Source organism: Micromonospora sp. NPDC003944 (genome assembly GCF_053605225.1).
Genome location: NZ_JBSGIV010000044.1, coordinates 1 through 14781, shown reverse-complemented (window position 1 = coordinate 14781; position 14781 = coordinate 1). Strand labels below are relative to the sequence as shown.

At 73.3% G+C, this 14781-nt stretch carries 14 protein-coding genes; 6 read left to right on the top strand and 8 right to left on the bottom strand.

What is annotated here, in order from left to right:
• The first annotated feature begins 31 nt into the window (after positions 1-31).
• The 3 genes from ACWER9_RS21350 (at position 32) to ACWER9_RS21340 (ending at position 1627) form a co-directional block, all read left to right on the top strand.
• Positions 32-904: a DUF72 domain-containing protein gene (locus tag ACWER9_RS21350; protein ID WP_452303493.1), complete on the top strand. Its 873-nt coding sequence runs from the start codon at positions 32-34 to the stop codon at positions 902-904.
• A gap of 116 nt (positions 905-1020) precedes the next feature.
• Positions 1021-1206, top strand: a complete 186-nt coding sequence (locus tag ACWER9_RS21345; RefSeq protein WP_452303492.1) for a hypothetical protein — start codon at positions 1021-1023, stop codon at positions 1204-1206.
• Positions 1199-1627 carry a DUF2267 domain-containing protein gene (locus ACWER9_RS21340; RefSeq protein WP_452303491.1) on the top strand — a complete coding sequence of 143 codons (429 nt, stop codon included), beginning with the start codon at positions 1199-1201 and terminating at the stop codon, positions 1625-1627. The genes ACWER9_RS21345 and ACWER9_RS21340 overlap by 8 nt, the downstream gene beginning before the upstream one ends.
• A gap of 43 nt (positions 1628-1670) precedes the next feature.
• Here ACWER9_RS21340 and ACWER9_RS21335 read toward each other — a convergent pair whose 3' ends face one another.
• Complete coding sequence (locus tag ACWER9_RS21335) at positions 1671-2435, bottom strand: DUF72 domain-containing protein (protein ID WP_452303490.1); 765 nt, start codon at positions 2433-2435, stop codon at positions 1671-1673.
• Positions 2436-2602: 167 nt separating this feature from the next.
• Here ACWER9_RS21335 and ACWER9_RS21330 point away from each other — a divergent pair, with 167 nt between their 5' ends.
• Together ACWER9_RS21330 and ACWER9_RS21325 are read left to right on the top strand one after the other, a co-directional pair.
• Positions 2603-2908: a hypothetical protein gene (locus ACWER9_RS21330; RefSeq protein ID WP_452303489.1), complete on the top strand. Its 306-nt coding sequence runs from the start codon at positions 2603-2605 to the stop codon at positions 2906-2908.
• 9 nt (positions 2909-2917) lie between these two features.
• Entirely contained in the window at positions 2918-4195 is a 1278-nt protein-coding gene (locus ACWER9_RS21325) for a cupin domain-containing protein (protein ID WP_452303488.1), read from the top strand.
• A 1-nt stretch (position 4196) separates the two neighbouring features.
• Here the strand turns inward: ACWER9_RS21325 and ACWER9_RS21320 are convergent, their stop codons facing one another.
• The 7 genes from ACWER9_RS21320 to ACWER9_RS21290 form a co-directional block, all read right to left on the bottom strand.
• Positions 4197-4712 carry a trypco2 family protein gene (locus ACWER9_RS21320; RefSeq protein WP_452303487.1) on the bottom strand — a complete coding sequence of 172 codons (516 nt, stop codon included), beginning with the start codon at positions 4710-4712 and terminating at the stop codon, positions 4197-4199.
• A 40-nt stretch (positions 4713-4752) separates the two neighbouring features.
• On the bottom strand, positions 4753-7311 hold the full coding sequence (locus ACWER9_RS21315) for a CHAT domain-containing protein (protein WP_452303486.1): 2559 nt from the start codon (positions 7309-7311) through the stop codon (positions 4753-4755).
• Between the two features lie 81 nt (positions 7312-7392).
• Positions 7393-8055, bottom strand: coding sequence for a hypothetical protein (locus ACWER9_RS21310; RefSeq protein WP_452303485.1), 663 nt, complete (start codon positions 8053-8055; stop codon positions 7393-7395).
• Positions 8052-10727 (bottom strand): FtsK/SpoIIIE domain-containing protein, encoded by a 2676-nt coding sequence (locus tag ACWER9_RS21305; protein ID WP_452303484.1) that lies wholly within the window; start codon positions 10725-10727, stop codon positions 8052-8054. Before ACWER9_RS21305 ends, ACWER9_RS21310 begins: the two co-directional genes overlap by 4 nt.
• Positions 10720-11838, bottom strand: a complete 1119-nt coding sequence (locus ACWER9_RS21300) for a hypothetical protein (protein ID WP_452303483.1) — start codon at positions 11836-11838, stop codon at positions 10720-10722. The genes ACWER9_RS21305 and ACWER9_RS21300 overlap by 8 nt, the downstream gene beginning before the upstream one ends.
• 6 nt (positions 11839-11844) lie before the next feature.
• Complete coding sequence (locus ACWER9_RS21295) at positions 11845-12105, bottom strand: hypothetical protein (protein ID WP_130400840.1); 261 nt, start codon at positions 12103-12105, stop codon at positions 11845-11847.
• 152 nt (positions 12106-12257) lie between these two features.
• The gene (locus ACWER9_RS21290; protein ID WP_357351505.1) at positions 12258-12650 is read right to left on the bottom strand and encodes a PIN domain-containing protein; all 393 of its coding nucleotides are present in this window, start codon (positions 12648-12650) and stop codon (positions 12258-12260) included.
• A 140-nt stretch (positions 12651-12790) separates the two neighbouring features.
• Here ACWER9_RS21290 and ACWER9_RS21285 point away from each other — a divergent pair.
• A partial coding sequence (locus ACWER9_RS21285; protein ID WP_452303482.1) for an ATP-dependent Clp protease ATP-binding subunit occupies positions 12791-14781 on the top strand: 1991 nt, incomplete at its 3' end.

Genomic DNA, 14781 nt, shown 5'->3' with positions numbered 1-14781 from the left:
CGGTCGGTCCCGGGCGCGATGGACTTCACCCATGGGTGACATCCTGGTGGGCACCGCGTCCTGGACCGACCGCACACTGCTGGACTCGGGGTGGTACCCGCAGACCGCGGACACCCCGGAGAAGCGGCTGGTCTACTACGCCCGGCAGTTTCCGCTCGTCGAGGTGGACGCCACCTACTACTCGCCGCCCGCCGAGGCGACCGCGCGGCTGTGGGCCGAGCGCACCCCGGCCGGCTTCACCTTCAACGTCAAGGCGTTCAGCCTGCTGACCGGGCACCCCACCCGGGTCAGCGCGCTCTACAAGGACCTGCGCCCGGAGACCGACAAGAAGAACGTCTACCCCGACGACCTGCCCGCACAGGCGTACGAGGAGGTGTGGACGCGCTTCCTGTCCGCCCTGGACCCGCTTGTCGAGGCCGGCAAGCTGGGCGCGCTGCTGTTCCAGTTCCCGCCCTGGTTCACCATCAAGCGGGCCAACAAGCAGTACCTGCTGGAGGTGGCGAAGCGCTGCGCGCCACTACGCCCGGTCTACGAGTTCCGGCACGCCTCCTGGTTCGACGGCGACAACGCCGACGAGACCCTCGCCTTCCTGCGCGAGCACACACTGCCGTACGTCTGCGTGGACATGCCCCAGGGCCACCGCTCGTCGCTGCCCCCGGTGCTGGCCGCCACCGCGGACCTCGCGGTCATGCGTTTCCACGGGCACAGCGACAAGTGGACGAGCAAGGACATCCACGAGAAGTTCGGCTACCACTACTCCAAGCGGGAGTTGGCCGACTGGGCGCCGAAGCTGCGCGAACTGGCCGACCAGGCCGGCCAGACCCACGTGCTCATGAACAACTGCTACCGGGACTACGCCCAGACCAACGCCACGACCCTCGCCGGGCTGCTCGGCACGGACTGACCGGCTCACCCGATCGGGGTGGTGCCCCCTCACCCCATCCGTGGGGAGGGTGGACGCGGTGGGTACGGCCGCCTGCGTGGACGGCCGACGCCGGAGACGACACGGAGGTGACGGGGATGACGGTTCGAGTGGTGACGGATCGACGGCGCGGTGCCGTCCTGCACGTGGTCGGCACGGCCGACAACGCCCGGCGCGCCCCGCAGCGCAGCCCGGTGCGGGCCCGCCGTGGCCCGGTGGGGCCGCCGCGCCGCGCGGACGACCGGCGGTGGGACAGCACGGAACGGGGGTCGACCGATGGCTGACGCGATGATCTCGGCGTTCGAGTCCTCGCTGGACAAGACGAACCTCATCCTCAAGGACATCGAGGACGCGTACGGGTGGCCGAAGGAACGGCGCAACCAGTCGTACGCGGCCCTGCGCACGGTGCTGCACCTGCTGCGCGACCGACTGCCGGTGGACGAGAGCGTGGAGTTCGCCCAACAGTTGCCGGTGCTGGTACGGGGGATCTACTTCGACGGCTGGGTCCCGTCCGACGTGCCGATCAAGCTCAACCGCGACGACTTCCTCTACGAGGTACGGCAGGGCTTCCCGTACGACGCGGAGGGTGGCGCGGAGCGGGTGACGCAGGTCGTGCTGGACACGCTGCGCCGCCATGTCACCCAGGGCGAGTGGCAGGACGTGAAGCAGACCATGCCCAAGGATCTCGCCACGATGATGCCGTGACCGCCCGACATCGTGGGCCCGCCCGACGCCGCGTCGGGCGGGCTCAGTCGTCGCCAGCCTCGGCGACGGTGGGCACCCGCGACACCCGGTGCCCGGCGCGGCGGGCCAGCGCGGCGAACGCGACGGCGTCCACGACAGCGGCGCCGCCCGGATCGTTGTTGAAGTAGACGTACGTCGGCTCGTCCGCGCCGAACGCGTCGGCGAGTCGGCCCACCCAGGATCGCAGCGCGGCGCGACCGTAACGGGGCCACGGCCGGGCCCGCCCCTCGTGCAGCCGGAGGTAGGCGAAGTCGGTGGTGCGCCAGCGGGGCGCGACCGGGCGGCCCAGCCGGTCCGCCCAGACCAGTGCGGCGCGACGTCGTTCCAGCACCGACCGGGTGGCGTCGGTCCACCAGGAGGGGTGCCGGGGCTCGACGGCTACCCGCACCTCCGCCGGGAACAGCCGCAGCGTCGCGTCCAGCGCCTCGACGTACGCTCGCAGGTTCGGTGGGAGTTGCAGCAGCACCGGGCCGAGCCGGTCACCGAGCGCGGTGGCGCGGCCGAGGAACCGGGCCACCGGCTCTGCCGGCTCGCGTAGCCGCTTGATGTGGGTGAGGTAGCGGCTCATCTTCACCGCCACGCAGAAGTCCGCCGGGGTCCGGGCCCGCCAGGCGGCGAAGGTGTCCCGCTCGGGCAGCCGGTAGAAGGCGTTGTTGACCTCGACCGTGGCGAACCCGGCAGCGAAGTGCTCCAGCCAGAGCCGCTGCGGCAGACGCTGCGGGTAGAAGCGGCCGCGCCAGTCCCGGTACTGCCAACCGGATGTGCCCACCAGGATCACCGTCTCATCCTGGCACTCTCCGCCGCCGCTCGCGAACTGCCCGTGTCGCCCTGGTTCGGCGTCTACGGTGAGGGTTAGAGAAGATCGCGCGTGGGGTACCACCCGCAGCACGACGGACCCCGGCGTACGGCGGGGGCGGCACACCCGAGGGAGTACCGATGGCACTCAACGATGACGACATGCAGACCACCGGCGGCGGCGGCGTGGAGGGCCCGGCTGACGGTGGCGCGGCCCCCGGTCAGCACGACGGTGGCGCCGATGGCGGCGCGGAGGGTCCCGCCGACGGCGGTGCGACTCCGGGTCAGCACGACGGTGGCGCCGATGGTGGCGCGGAGGGTCCCGCCGACGGTGGTGCGACTCCGGGTCAGCACGACGGTGGCGCCGATGGTGGCGCGGAGGGTCCCGCCGACGGTGGTGCGACTCCGGGTCAGCAGGACGGTGGCGCCGACGGCAGCGCCCGGTAGCGGCACGCCATGACCTACCTCGACCCGCCGGGCGGCCACCACGGCCGCCCGGCGGTTCCGTCTCCCGAGGCCACCGCCGCGTTGGCCCGTTGCGTCTCGGTCGAACCGGCGAAGTTCGCCGCCGCGCACTGGGGGCACACGCCGCTGCTGTCCCGCGCCGCCGACCTGCCCGACCCGGCCGGCTTCACCGACCTGCTCAGCCCCGCCGACGCCGACGAACTGCTGAGTCGGCGCGGTCTGCGTACCCCGTTCCTGCGGGTCGCCAAGGACGGCCAGTTGGTCGCGGCGGCGCGCTGGACCGGCGGCGGCGGCGCGGGCGCCGAGATCGGCGACCAGGTGCTCGACGAGCGGGTCCTGGAGCAGTACGCGTCCGGGGCCACGCTGGTGCTGCAGGGTCTGCACCGGATCTGGCCGCCGCTCGTCGACTTCGCCCGCGACCTGGGCCTCGCGCTCAACCAGCCACTGCAGATCAACGCGTACCTGACCCCGGCCGGAAGCCAGGGCTTCGCCACCCACTACGACACCCATGACGTGTTCGTGCTCCAGGTCGACGGTCGCAAACACTGGCGGATCCACCCGCCGGTGCTGCCCGACCCGCTGGAGAAGCAGCCGTGGGGTGGCCGGGCCGACGAGGTCGGCGCCACCGCTCAGGGCCCGGCCGCGCTGGACGTGGTGCTCGCCCCCGGTGACGCGCTCTACCTGCCGCGGGGGTGGCTGCACAGCGCGCAGGCGCAGGACGCCAGCTCCCTGCACCTGACCGTGGGCATCCGCGCGCTCACCCGGTACGCGCTCGTCGAGGAGTTGTTGGCGCTGTCCGCCGAGGACCAGCGGCTGCGGGCCAGCCTGCCGTTCGGCACCGACGTCGCCGACCCGGACGCCATCGAGCCGGAGCTGACCGAGACGGTGGAGGCGTTGCGGGACTGGCTGCTGCGCGCCGACCCGGCGGCGGTCGCCGCACGCCTGCGTCAGCGTGCCTGGCCGGCCGCCCGCCCGGCGCCGATCCGACCGCTCGCCCAGGCCGACGCGCTCGCCACCCTGGCTGCCGACTCCCGGGTCACGGTGCGACCCGGCCTGCGCTGGCAGGTGGTGCCGCACGATGCGGACACGGTGGCGGTACGGCTCTTCGACCGCACCATCACCCTGCCGTCGAGCTGCGAGCCGGCCGCCCGAGCCCTGCTCACCGGCACCGTCACCCGGGTCGGTGACCTGCCCGGCCTGCCGGACGACGCCGACCGGGTCACCCTGGCCCGCCGACTGCTGCGCGAGGCCGTCCTCGTGCCGGCCTGAGCTACCCGGCTGTGGCCCGGAGCAGCTCGATCCTGAGCGTGTTGGTGACCTCGTCGGTCAGCTCACCCTCCGCGCCGACCGAGATCGTGCCCTGGTCGGTGACACCGAAGACGAGTTCCACGGCGGCGGCCCTCAACACCAGCGGGTCGTCACCCCCGGTGCCGGCGGTGACCACAGCGCGGATCGTGGTGATCGCGTCCACCAGGGTCGCCTCGACCGCGCTGTGGCGCAGCTCGTGCTGATCCTGCAGGTCCTCGGCGACGAGCGCGATGTCGATCGTGTGGGACCGCTGGCGGGCCTGGCTGCCGCCCACCTTGACCTTCCAGCCGATCACCGGGACCCGGAAGTCCAGGCCACCGCCGAGCTTCGTGGTGACGACCGCGCTCAACGTCAGTTGAACCGCGCCGACCCGCAGGTCCCGGCCCTCGTCGGTCGTGGAGATGCCGGCCTGCTTCACCGCGTTCTTCACCGCCGACACCAGTTCCTCGACCGGCACGCTGTAGTCGATTACGTCCATGCGGCACGTCCCCTTTCGAGCGAGTTGACTTGCCGACCGATCAGACGGCGGCGGTGGCGAACGGGTCGCCGTACACGGTGTAGGCCAGCCAGGTCGGGTCGAGCGGGTCGTTCTGCTGCTCGATCCGTGCGGCGAGGGCCGCCGCGCCGAGCGTGGCGCCGTCGGCGAGGTACCTATAGAACGCGGTCGCGAAGCGGGCCGAGCTGTCCGAGCGCACCGCCCAGAGCGTGCCGACGAACGCGCCCGCTCCGGACGACATGAACTGCTGCGCCCAGCCGAGCATCTTCGTGTACGTCGGTGCCACGCCCGCGCTCCGGCACGCGTTGATGAATACGAGGGGGCTGGTCTCCGCCAGCAGTTTCCGGATGCTGGCTTCGGCGAGCAGGGCCGGCTTGAACCGGCCGCCGTCCATGTCGATGAACGAGCCGTCCGACGAGAACGTGTTGTGGCAGGCGAAGTGGGTCGCTCCGAGCGCCCCCGAGTTGATCAGGGTGAGGAGTTCGTCGGCCCTGGTGATGGGCTCGCTGTCGACCGCTCGGAGGATCGCGCGGATGGTGGCGATCTCCTCGTGCGCGCCGGTGGGAGCCCTCGGGGGCACCACGAAGCGTGGGTTGCGCAGGCCGACCTTCGCGTTGCGGCGCTGACCGTAGGTGCGGCGTACCACGGGGACCTGCTCGACGAGGAAGCCGGCGTCGCGCTGGGCGCTGAGCGGATAGAGCAGCTCCCACGGGACCACGTCGTGGTCGGTGGCGATCGTGAAGGCGCTCATGTCGCCACCGACCTGCCAGAACTGGTCCCGCACGTCGGCGGGCACCAGCTCCGACCACAGTTGGATGCCCGCCGACCGGATGACCGCGCGGGTCATCGTCGCGTTGTACCGGGAACCACCCCCGGCGAGCTGCTGCAACTCCTTGATCGCGTTCTCCACCGCGGCGGCCGGCGGGTTCGTGATCGACTCGACGACCGGGGCGAACAGCGCCGCGTCGGAGCGCAGTTGGAACGTGTAGCGGCTGCCGTCGAACCGCACCTCCATGGTGACCTCGCCCGGCCGGGCTTGCGGGGCATTCAGCGGTGCCGCGTGTGACTGGCCGTCGCGGAACGGCCCACCGTCCGCGACGGATACCTCGACGGAGACCTCGCTGAGGTACGTGCCGCCGGCCCAGGCCGTCACGTCGATGCGATGCAGACCCGGGGTACGCGCCCCGAAACCGAACCGGATCGGATCCGGGTCCTCGTCCGGCTTGACGAGCACGGTCTGCTGTAGCGAGCCGTCGGCGTGTAGGCCGGCGGGCGCGTGGACGGTCACCGTCACCGGTGTGCCGTCGTCAGCGACGAGGAGGTTCTGCAGCCGGGCGGTCACGGCGTCCGCATGAACCGGCCGTCCCTCGGTGACGAGCCGGACCTCGACGCTCAGTTCCTGCCCGGCAGGCACCTGCGCGGGCGCCCGCGCGACCAGCAGCCGCTCCGGGGGCCGCCGACCGGCCCCCACGGGGGACGAGCCATCCCACCGAGCATTCGACTGCATCGCGCCGACGCCCAGCGGAAACCGGTAAAACTCCAGCCGAGACTCGGCACGCTCCTGCAGTTGGCGTCTCGTGCGTTGCGACGCACGCTCCCGTACGTAGCTCTTCGCGTGATCGTCGAGGGTCAGTCGCGTTCCTCTCGTGGAGAGGGTGATGCCCTCGGGGACGAGAACCTCCCGAGCGAGTCGCCCGTCCAGGGCCGCCGCCGCCTCGGAAACTTCTTCGGGACCGAACTGCCTGGCGACCGGCCTGCAGATCTGCAGCAGGAACTTGAGGATCAAACCCGCAGCGTCCGTGATCGCGTGTCGGACGATCTGCGCCGGGTCGGTCACCCGGAAACGGACCGAGATCGACGCCTCGAAGTGGTAGACGCCGCCCTTCGCGGGCAACCGGAGGTGGAAGGCGACCAGGTGGTCGCTGGTGTCCACCTCGTAGCGGGTCACGAACCTGGCGACGATGGAGAAGTCCCACCACGGTGCCTGCCGGCTGCTGTCGGCGACCACCCACTCACCCTGGCGGGTCGAGTAGACGATCGCCGTCGCTGGTCGTTGTTTGGGCGGGGGCATGAACAACCGGACCGGTTCCGCGCTGAGGATCAGTCGGATCGCGGGCACGGGCCCGGCATTCACGCTCTTCGCGGCGAAACTTCTCGCCAGGTCGTCGATCAGGTGACGGATGTCCTCGCGGAGGGTACTTGCGTGGATCCGCCGGTACTGCTGTCGAGCGAGCGGCCTGAGCGGTTCGGGCAGCTCCGTCTCGAGTGGCAGTTCGGCGCCCCCCACCAGCACCGGTATGACCGGGATCTGCAGTTCGAATGCGGTTTCGATCTCCTGCCGGGTGACGTCCGGAAGGTTTCTCGGCAGCGCCCCGGGCGCGCCGAGCAGGTGCGGTCCGATCACGACGATGAGTGCCGCGGAGGCAGCCAGGCGCCGCCGACGATCGGCAGCGCTCTGCGCGGCGCCCACGGTGCCGCTGAGGACGTTCTCGCCACCGAATCGGGTGCTCAGCGCATCGTCGAGCAGACGCGCGGCGTCGCCACCACCATCGGTGGGGTAGCTGAGGGAGAAGCTGACCATTTCTCGTACCGTATCGAAGATCTGGCCCCTGACCCGCCGCCCCTCCGGTCGACTATGCGACAACCTCGACGGCTGTTTCGGTCAGCGGCCGAGGACCAGCAGCAGCGCGGTGGTCAGCAGACCGGCGCCGAGGACCACGGTGATCGGCCGGGGGCCGAGGACCGCGTGTCGGCGGTCGGCCAACACCCGCGCCGGCGCCAGGCCGACAAGCGGCCCGAGCAGGGTCACCACCAACGCCAGCACCGGCAGCCCGACCGCCAGGTCACCGCCGTACCCCGCGCCCAACGCCCGCGCCCCGGCCCCCAGCCCGTACGCCAGGACGCCGCCGGCCACCCCGCAGAGCGCCAGGAGCGGGTTGACCGAGCTCGGTAGCTCGCCGGGCTGCCCGGCCCGGTCGAGGAGGTCCCGGACCTTGGCGAGCAGTGGCACCGGGTCGGTGGCCCCGACGCCGTTCGCCGGGGCGGGCGGGCCGCCGAGGCGGCGGGCACCGAGGCGCGAGCGGACCTGCTGCCACAGGTGGGCGACCTCGGCGTCGACCCGTTCCTGCTGCTCACGGGCGGCGACAAGCTCCTCCTCGGCGATCTGGAGCTGGTCGGCCGCCTCGGCGACGGCCCGCTCGGCGGCAGCGCGCTGCCGCTCGTGCCAGGTGTGCGCCTCGGCGCGCTGCTCGCGCACCCGCGCGGTGAGGTCGGCCAGCCGCCGCAGTTGTGCCGCGTACGTCTCGCTCGTCACCGGTTCGTTCATCGTGTCGGTCCATACGGGATGATCACCTGTCCGGTGCGGTGGACCGCCCGGTCGAAGAAGAGCCCTCGCCAGGGGCGGGGATACCAGTCCGGGCCGCCGGTGCCCGGGTAGAGCGAGGAACCCAGCTCGCCGCCGTGCGCGTCCAGGGCCACCCAGGCGCCGATCTGGTCGGTACGGGAGGCGGGGCCACCGAGGTCGGCGCGCATCCGGGCCACGCCTCGCCACCAGGCCAGCACGTGCGTGCGTCGTTCCGGGCCGTCGTGCATGATCCGGCGCAGCTGCTCCAGGCCGGTGCGCCGCCCCAACCGGGCGGCCAACGCACCCGCCGCCGCGTCGACGGCGAACAGCAGCAGGTAGTGCGGGACTGCCGGGCCGCTCAGCCCGTCGGCCGTCTCGGCCATCAGCTCACCGACGGTCTCCTCGTCGTACCAGGCGGCGTCGTCGGCCAGGTCCTCGTAGAGGGCGCGGGCGATCGGGTCGGCGTCCGGGTCGAGGCAGGCGATGGAGAACCGGGCGGTGCCCGGTGGGTGCTGGCGGGCCAGCGACCGGGCCGCCGCGTCCAGCACCGCGCACGCCTCGTCGACGCGGGTGCCGAGCACCGCGAGGTTGCGGCCCGGGGCGCGCGGCAGCCGCAGCGCCGCCGAGCGGGACTGCACGTCGATGATCTCGCCGAGCAGCGCCACCGGGTTGCGCGGCGCGGTCCCGTCCGGGGGTACGGCGAGCGAACGGAAGTCCGGGGCGTCCGCCAGCCGGGGGATGGCGTCGCCGTCGAAGAGCCGGGCGGGTGCGGCGTCGGGGGCGCGCATCCGCCACAGCCGGTGCTGCAACCCGCTCCAGGTCTCCCAGTCACTCGCCGACGGGATGCGGGCGACCTCGTTGCCCTCCACCATGCCCGACTCGGCGTTGACCACCGCGTGCCAGCGCGGCAGCGACTGCGCCGCGTCGTTGCGCTCGGCGAGGATGCGCAGCGCCTTGGGCAACGCGATGCGCAGGGTGAACTGGGCGACAAGCGCGGGCCGACCCCAGAGCGCCTCGATGCCCCGCACGTCCTGCGAGGCGAGGACGAGGTGGATGCCCTGCGACCGGCCGCGGCGGGCCAGGTCCTCCAACAGGTCGGCCGCCTCACGGGCGACCACGTCCCGGCCGGCAAGCAACATCTGGAACTCGTCCACCACCGCGACGATCCGTGGCCAGTGCCCGGTCGGGTCGACCGCCCGCAGCTCGGCCAGCTTGGTCACCTCGTGCTTCTTGGCCGCGTCGGCGCGTCGACGCAACTCCTCGGCGAGGAAGCGCAGCAGCGCCAACCCGAACTCCCGGTCGGTGTTGACGTTGATGCCGACCAGGCGCATGTGCGGCAGCCAGCTCGGGTCGCGTCGGCCCTGCGCGAACCGCGCGAAGGAGACCCCCTCCTTGAAGTCCAGCAGGTAGAACTCCAGCTCGGCGGGGGAGTAGCGGGCCGCCAGGGCGCCGATCCACGCGAAGATCAGGTTGGTCTTGCCGGTGCCGGACGGCCCGCCGATCAACGCGTGCGGCGGGTAGTCACCGAGCGTCAACCGCACCGGCCGGCCCTGCGGACCCTCACCGATCGGGGCGGTCAACCCGTCGGCGGAGCCCTCCCGCCACATCAGCTCGGGCGGGGGCAGCAGGTCGGTGAAGGGGGTCGGCGGCGGGCCCGCGTTCACCCGGGCGGCGACGTCCCGGCAGGTCTCGGTGACCAGCACGGCCGGCGGCGGCGGGTCCAGCCGGATCGGCAGGCCGGACGCTCCACCGATGCGCGCGCCACCCACCCCGGCCACCACCCGGGTCACCGTCGGGTCCTCCGGCAACGGCACCCCGTGCACCACCAGGTGTACGCCGCAGGCCGCGCCGGCACGCACCACCCGGTCCAGTTGGCCGCGCTCGTGCCGGTTCAGTTCCTCACCACCGAGCAGCACCGCCACCCGCCACGGCTCGGGTCGTCGGCCGGTCGCCGCCGCCAGTTCGCGCAGCGACGCGTACTCGCCGGCGAGGACCGTCTCGTTGATCCGGCGGATCTGCTCGACCAGGTCGTCCAGCAGCGGGCCCAGCCCGCCCGGACCGACGAAGGTGAGCAGCCCGGCCGTGCCCAGCGGGGCGAACCCGGCGAGCCCACCGCCGAGCTGGTCCGGGTCGTACCCGACCAGTCGTACCGCCCCGGGGTCGGCGCGGCCGACGGCCCGCAGCAGCAACGCGGAGACCACCGCGTCGCAGCCGGCGCGGTCGTCCCCGGAGAGGTGGACGTGCCCGGCGTCGAGCAGCGGCACCAGCGCGGGCACCGGGTCGACGCCGTCGATCCGGACCGTGCCGACCCGCAGCGCACCGGGCGGCTCGGCCCGGTGGGCGGGCGTCGGCGCCCACCGTGCCCAGTCGGCCCCCGCGCAGCCGGGCGCCTCGTTGCGGGCGGCGTCGGCGGCGCGCCGGGCCAGCTCCGCGATCCGGGCGGAGTAGCGGGCGTCGATCTCGGCGACGCGGCGGTCCCGTTGGGCACCCACCCGCGCCGGTACGGCGGCCGCGGCCCGCTGGACCCGGGCCAGTCGTTCCCGCGCGGCGGTCAGGTCGGCCTGGGCGGCGGACAGCCGCGTACGGGTGGCGCCCAACGCCTCGGCGAGGGTGTCCCGGACCCGGCTGGCCAGCTGACCGCGCCGGTCAGCCATCGGAGCCCCGACGTGTCGGCGCGTCCCGCCAGGGGCTGCCCGAGCGTGGCGGCAGCCCACCGGGGCGCGGCGGCATCCCGTCCGAGCGTGGTGGCAGACCACCGGAGCGCTGCGCGGCGGCGGTACCCGGCCGCTGCACCGCGCCGCCGGCGCGGGGAACCGTGTCCGGGCGCCCGGTCCCGCCCGGTTGTTGCCCGGTCCGCGCCGGCTGCCCGGCGCCGCCCGGTTGGCCCGAGCCTGCCGGGTCCCGCCCGTCCGCCGGTTCCCGCGCGCCGGCGGCCGGGAGGTCCCGGCCGAGGCGGGCGAGCAGCAACGCGGTCGCCACCCCGGCGGTCACCGCGGAGTCGGCGGCGTGCGGTGGCTCACCGGAGGCGCGCGGCGGCGGCATCCGGCACACCCGGGTCAGCAGCGTCTCCAGCACCGGTGGCGGCAGCCCGGGCAGCAGGTCGCGGACCCGCCCGTCCAACTCGCCGCGCAGCCGCCCGAGGTCGGCGGCGCGGGGCGGGTGCCCCAGCAGCTCACCGGCCAGCTCACGCAGCAGCGGTGGTGCCAGCGCCGCCATGCCCAACCCCACGTCGGCCGGGGCCCGGCGCAGCTCCTTGCGCAGCCGGTCGCGGTCGCCGGAGCGGACCCCACCCACCACCCGGCGCAGTAACTCCTGGGAGTCGGTGAGCCGCTCGTCGGGCTCGTCGTCGCTGCTCTCGCGCCCGCCGGTCAGCTCGGCCACCCGCACCGACCACCAGCGGCGCATCCGCACCTGCTCGGCCGGCTCGGGCGCGACGGCGGTGGGCTCGGACGCCGGTGGCGTGTCGTGCCGGGGAGCGCGTTGCTCAGGGCGGGGCGCCGGGGCGCCGTCCGCGCCGAGCCCGATCGCCGTCAGGTAGGCCGACAGTTGTTCCTGCGCCACCCGCAGCGCGTAGCCGGCGCTCTCGGCGTGCTCGGTGGCGGCGGACAACTCGGGCACCCCCATCGGGTTGGCCGACTCCTGCCGTACCCAGCGCAGCCGCTCCGCGGCCAGGCCGAACTTCTCCAGCGCCTGCCCGAGCAGGGCCACCGGGAACTCCTCGGTGGCGGCACGGACCTGCCCGCCGACATCCTCGATGATGGACATGGCCGCCTACAGGGTGGCGACGTAGAGCTGCGCCTGCTCCACCGCGACAAGTGTCGCGGCGAGACACTCCTCCAGCTCCTGGCTGGCCTGGGTCAGCGACGCCTGGGCCGCCTCCACCGTCTCGTGCCCGCTGCCCTCCAGCGCCCCCGCGAGGGTCTGCTGTGCCTCGGACAACTTCTCGCCGGCTGCCTGCACGGCTGTCTGCCCGTCCCCGATCTGTTGGAGGGCGACATCGATGGCAGCCTTCAACTCGGCGACGCTCGCCACGGCGGAACCTCCTGGGGGCGGGGAGATCTCCATTAGAGCCTATCGGCGGTTCCGAAAGAACATCCGCCCTGTCGGTGTTCCTGCCCGCCTGTCCGGAAGGCCCTCGGAAGTGCCGGGAGTCCGATCTGTGGGAGTCCCAGTGCGAGAACTTCTCAGTTGCTGGTCGGGTCCTCGCGGAGCCAGCGCGGGCCGTACACCTCGGCACCAAGCGCCGTCACCCGCCCGCGCAACTCCCGGTCGGCGGTGACCACCAGCCGCCGCCGCCGCGGCGCGCCCTCCACCAGCTCGACCACCGTGTCGTCGCCGGAGCCGGCGGCGGAGACCACCCGCACGCCCTCGGTGCCTGGCACGTCCCGCGCGGCCCCCTCGACCACCAGGACCACCTCCACCGGGGCGGGCAGCCGGGCCGGCAGCCCGACGGTCGCCACCGGGGCGAGCGAGTCGCGCAACCGGGCCGCGGCCCCGGCCCGGTCCCGCCACCACCCGTTCGGGCGGGAGCCCACCACGTTGGCGCCATCCACGATCAGCAACGGGGTCTCATCCATCCCGCAAGCCTGCCACCACGGGCCGGCCCGGGCCGGACGCCACTCCCGGGATGCCCGTGCTCCGCCACCTGCGGCGTTTGTCGGGGCGCGCGCCGGGTAGCCCCTGCCGACCGTGCCGAGCCCTACCGCGGAGGACAGACATGATGGGACCCGGTGACATCGGCTCCGACCCGTGGGACGAATTCCTGGCCAGGTACTTCGGCCGGGGCGAGGGAGGGCGCCGACCGCCGCACCGGGTCGACATCACCCGACTGATGACGGCCGACGCCCGGGAGATGCTCGCCGACGCGGCCCGGCGGGCGGCCCAACGGCAGAGCAGCGACCTGGACACCGACCACCTGCTCTGGGCGGCGCTGCAACGGGAGCCGCTGCGCGACCTGGTCCGCCGTGCCGGGGCCGACCCGGACACCCTGCTCAACGCCCTCGGCGGCAAGGGCGACGGCGCGCCGCGCGGGGAGGTGCCGCCCAACCTGTCGTTGACCCCCGCCGCCAAGCGGGCGCTGCTCGACGCCCACCAACTGTCCCGGGCGATGGGCGCCAACTACATCGGTCCCGAGCACATCCTGATGGCGCTGCCGCTCAACCCGGAGTCGCCGGCCGGGCGGATGCTCGCCGCCGGGCGGATCCAACCCGAGTCGTTGCAGGCCGCCAACGCCGAGCGGGGGCCGATGAACGGGCCGAAGCCGGACCGTGGGACCCCCACCCTCGACCAGTACGGGCAGGACCTCACCGACCTGGCCCGCAACGACCAGATCGACCCGGTCATCGGACGGGCCGACGAGATCGAGCAGGCCGTGGAGATCCTCTCTCGACGTACCAAGAACAACCCGGTGCTGATCGGCGAGGCAGGTGTCGGCAAGACCGCAATCGTCGAGGGGTTGGCCGAACGGATCTGCGACGGCGACGTACCGCAGACCCTGCTCGGCAAGAGGGTCGTCCAGCTCGACCTGGCCGGCCTGGTCGCCGGCACCCGCTACCGGGGCGACTTCGAGGAACGGCTGAAGAAGGTCATCGACGAGATCCGGGCCCACCGCGACGAGCTGATCATCTTCATGGACGAGATCCACACCCTGGTCGGTGCCGGCGGCGCTGGCAGCGAGGGCGGAATGGACGCCTCCAACATGCTCAAACCCGCCCTCGCCCGGGGCGAGCTGCGGGTGATCGGCGCGACGACGCTCGACGAGTACCGCAAGAGCATCGAGAAGGACGCCGCCCTGGCCCGGCGGTTCCAGCCGGTGCTGGTGCCCGAGCCCGGCGTCGACGACACCATCGCCATCCTGCGCGGGCTGCGCGACAGGTACGAGGCCCACCACCAGGTGCGCTTCACCGACGAGGCGCTCGTTGCCGCCGCCGAGCTGTCCGACCGGTACGTCACCGACCGGTTCCTGCCGGACAAGGCGATCGACCTCATCGACCAGGCCGGCGCCCGGGTGCGGTTGCGCACCCGTACCCCCGCGTCCGACGTGCGGGAGCTGGAGCAGGAACTCGACGAGGTCCGCCGGGACAAGGAACAGGCAGTCACCGACGAGCAGTACGAGCGGGCCTCCGCGCTGCGCGACCGGATCGCCGAGCTGGAGGGCGACATCCGCCGCGCGAACGGCGAGGACGGCTCGTCGGGCTCCCAGGTGCCCGAGGTGGGTCCGCAGGAGATCGCCGAGGTGGTCTCCCGGGCCACCGGCATCCCGGTCAGCCAGCTCACCGAGGAGGAGCGCGACCGGCTGCTGCGCCTGGAGGGTCACCTGCACCAGAAGGTGGTCGGCCAGGACGACGCGGTCACCGCGGTCGCCGAGGCGGTCCGTCGCTCCCGGGCCGGGCTGGCCGACCCGGAGCGGCCGATGGGCAGCTTCCTGTTCCTCGGCCCGACCGGTGTCGGCAAGACCGAGTTGGCGCGGGCACTGGCCGAGGCGTTGTTCGGCGAGGCGGACCGGATGGTCCGGGTGGACATGAGCGAGTTCCAGGAGCGGCACACGGTCAGCCGGCTGGTCGGCGCGCCGCCCGGATACGTCGGCTACGAGGAGGCCGGTCAGCTCACCGAGGCGGTCCGCCGCCGCCCCTACGCGGTGGTGCTGCTCGACGAGATCGAGAAGGCCCACCCGGACGTGTTCAACATCCTGCTCCAGGCCCCGGCGCC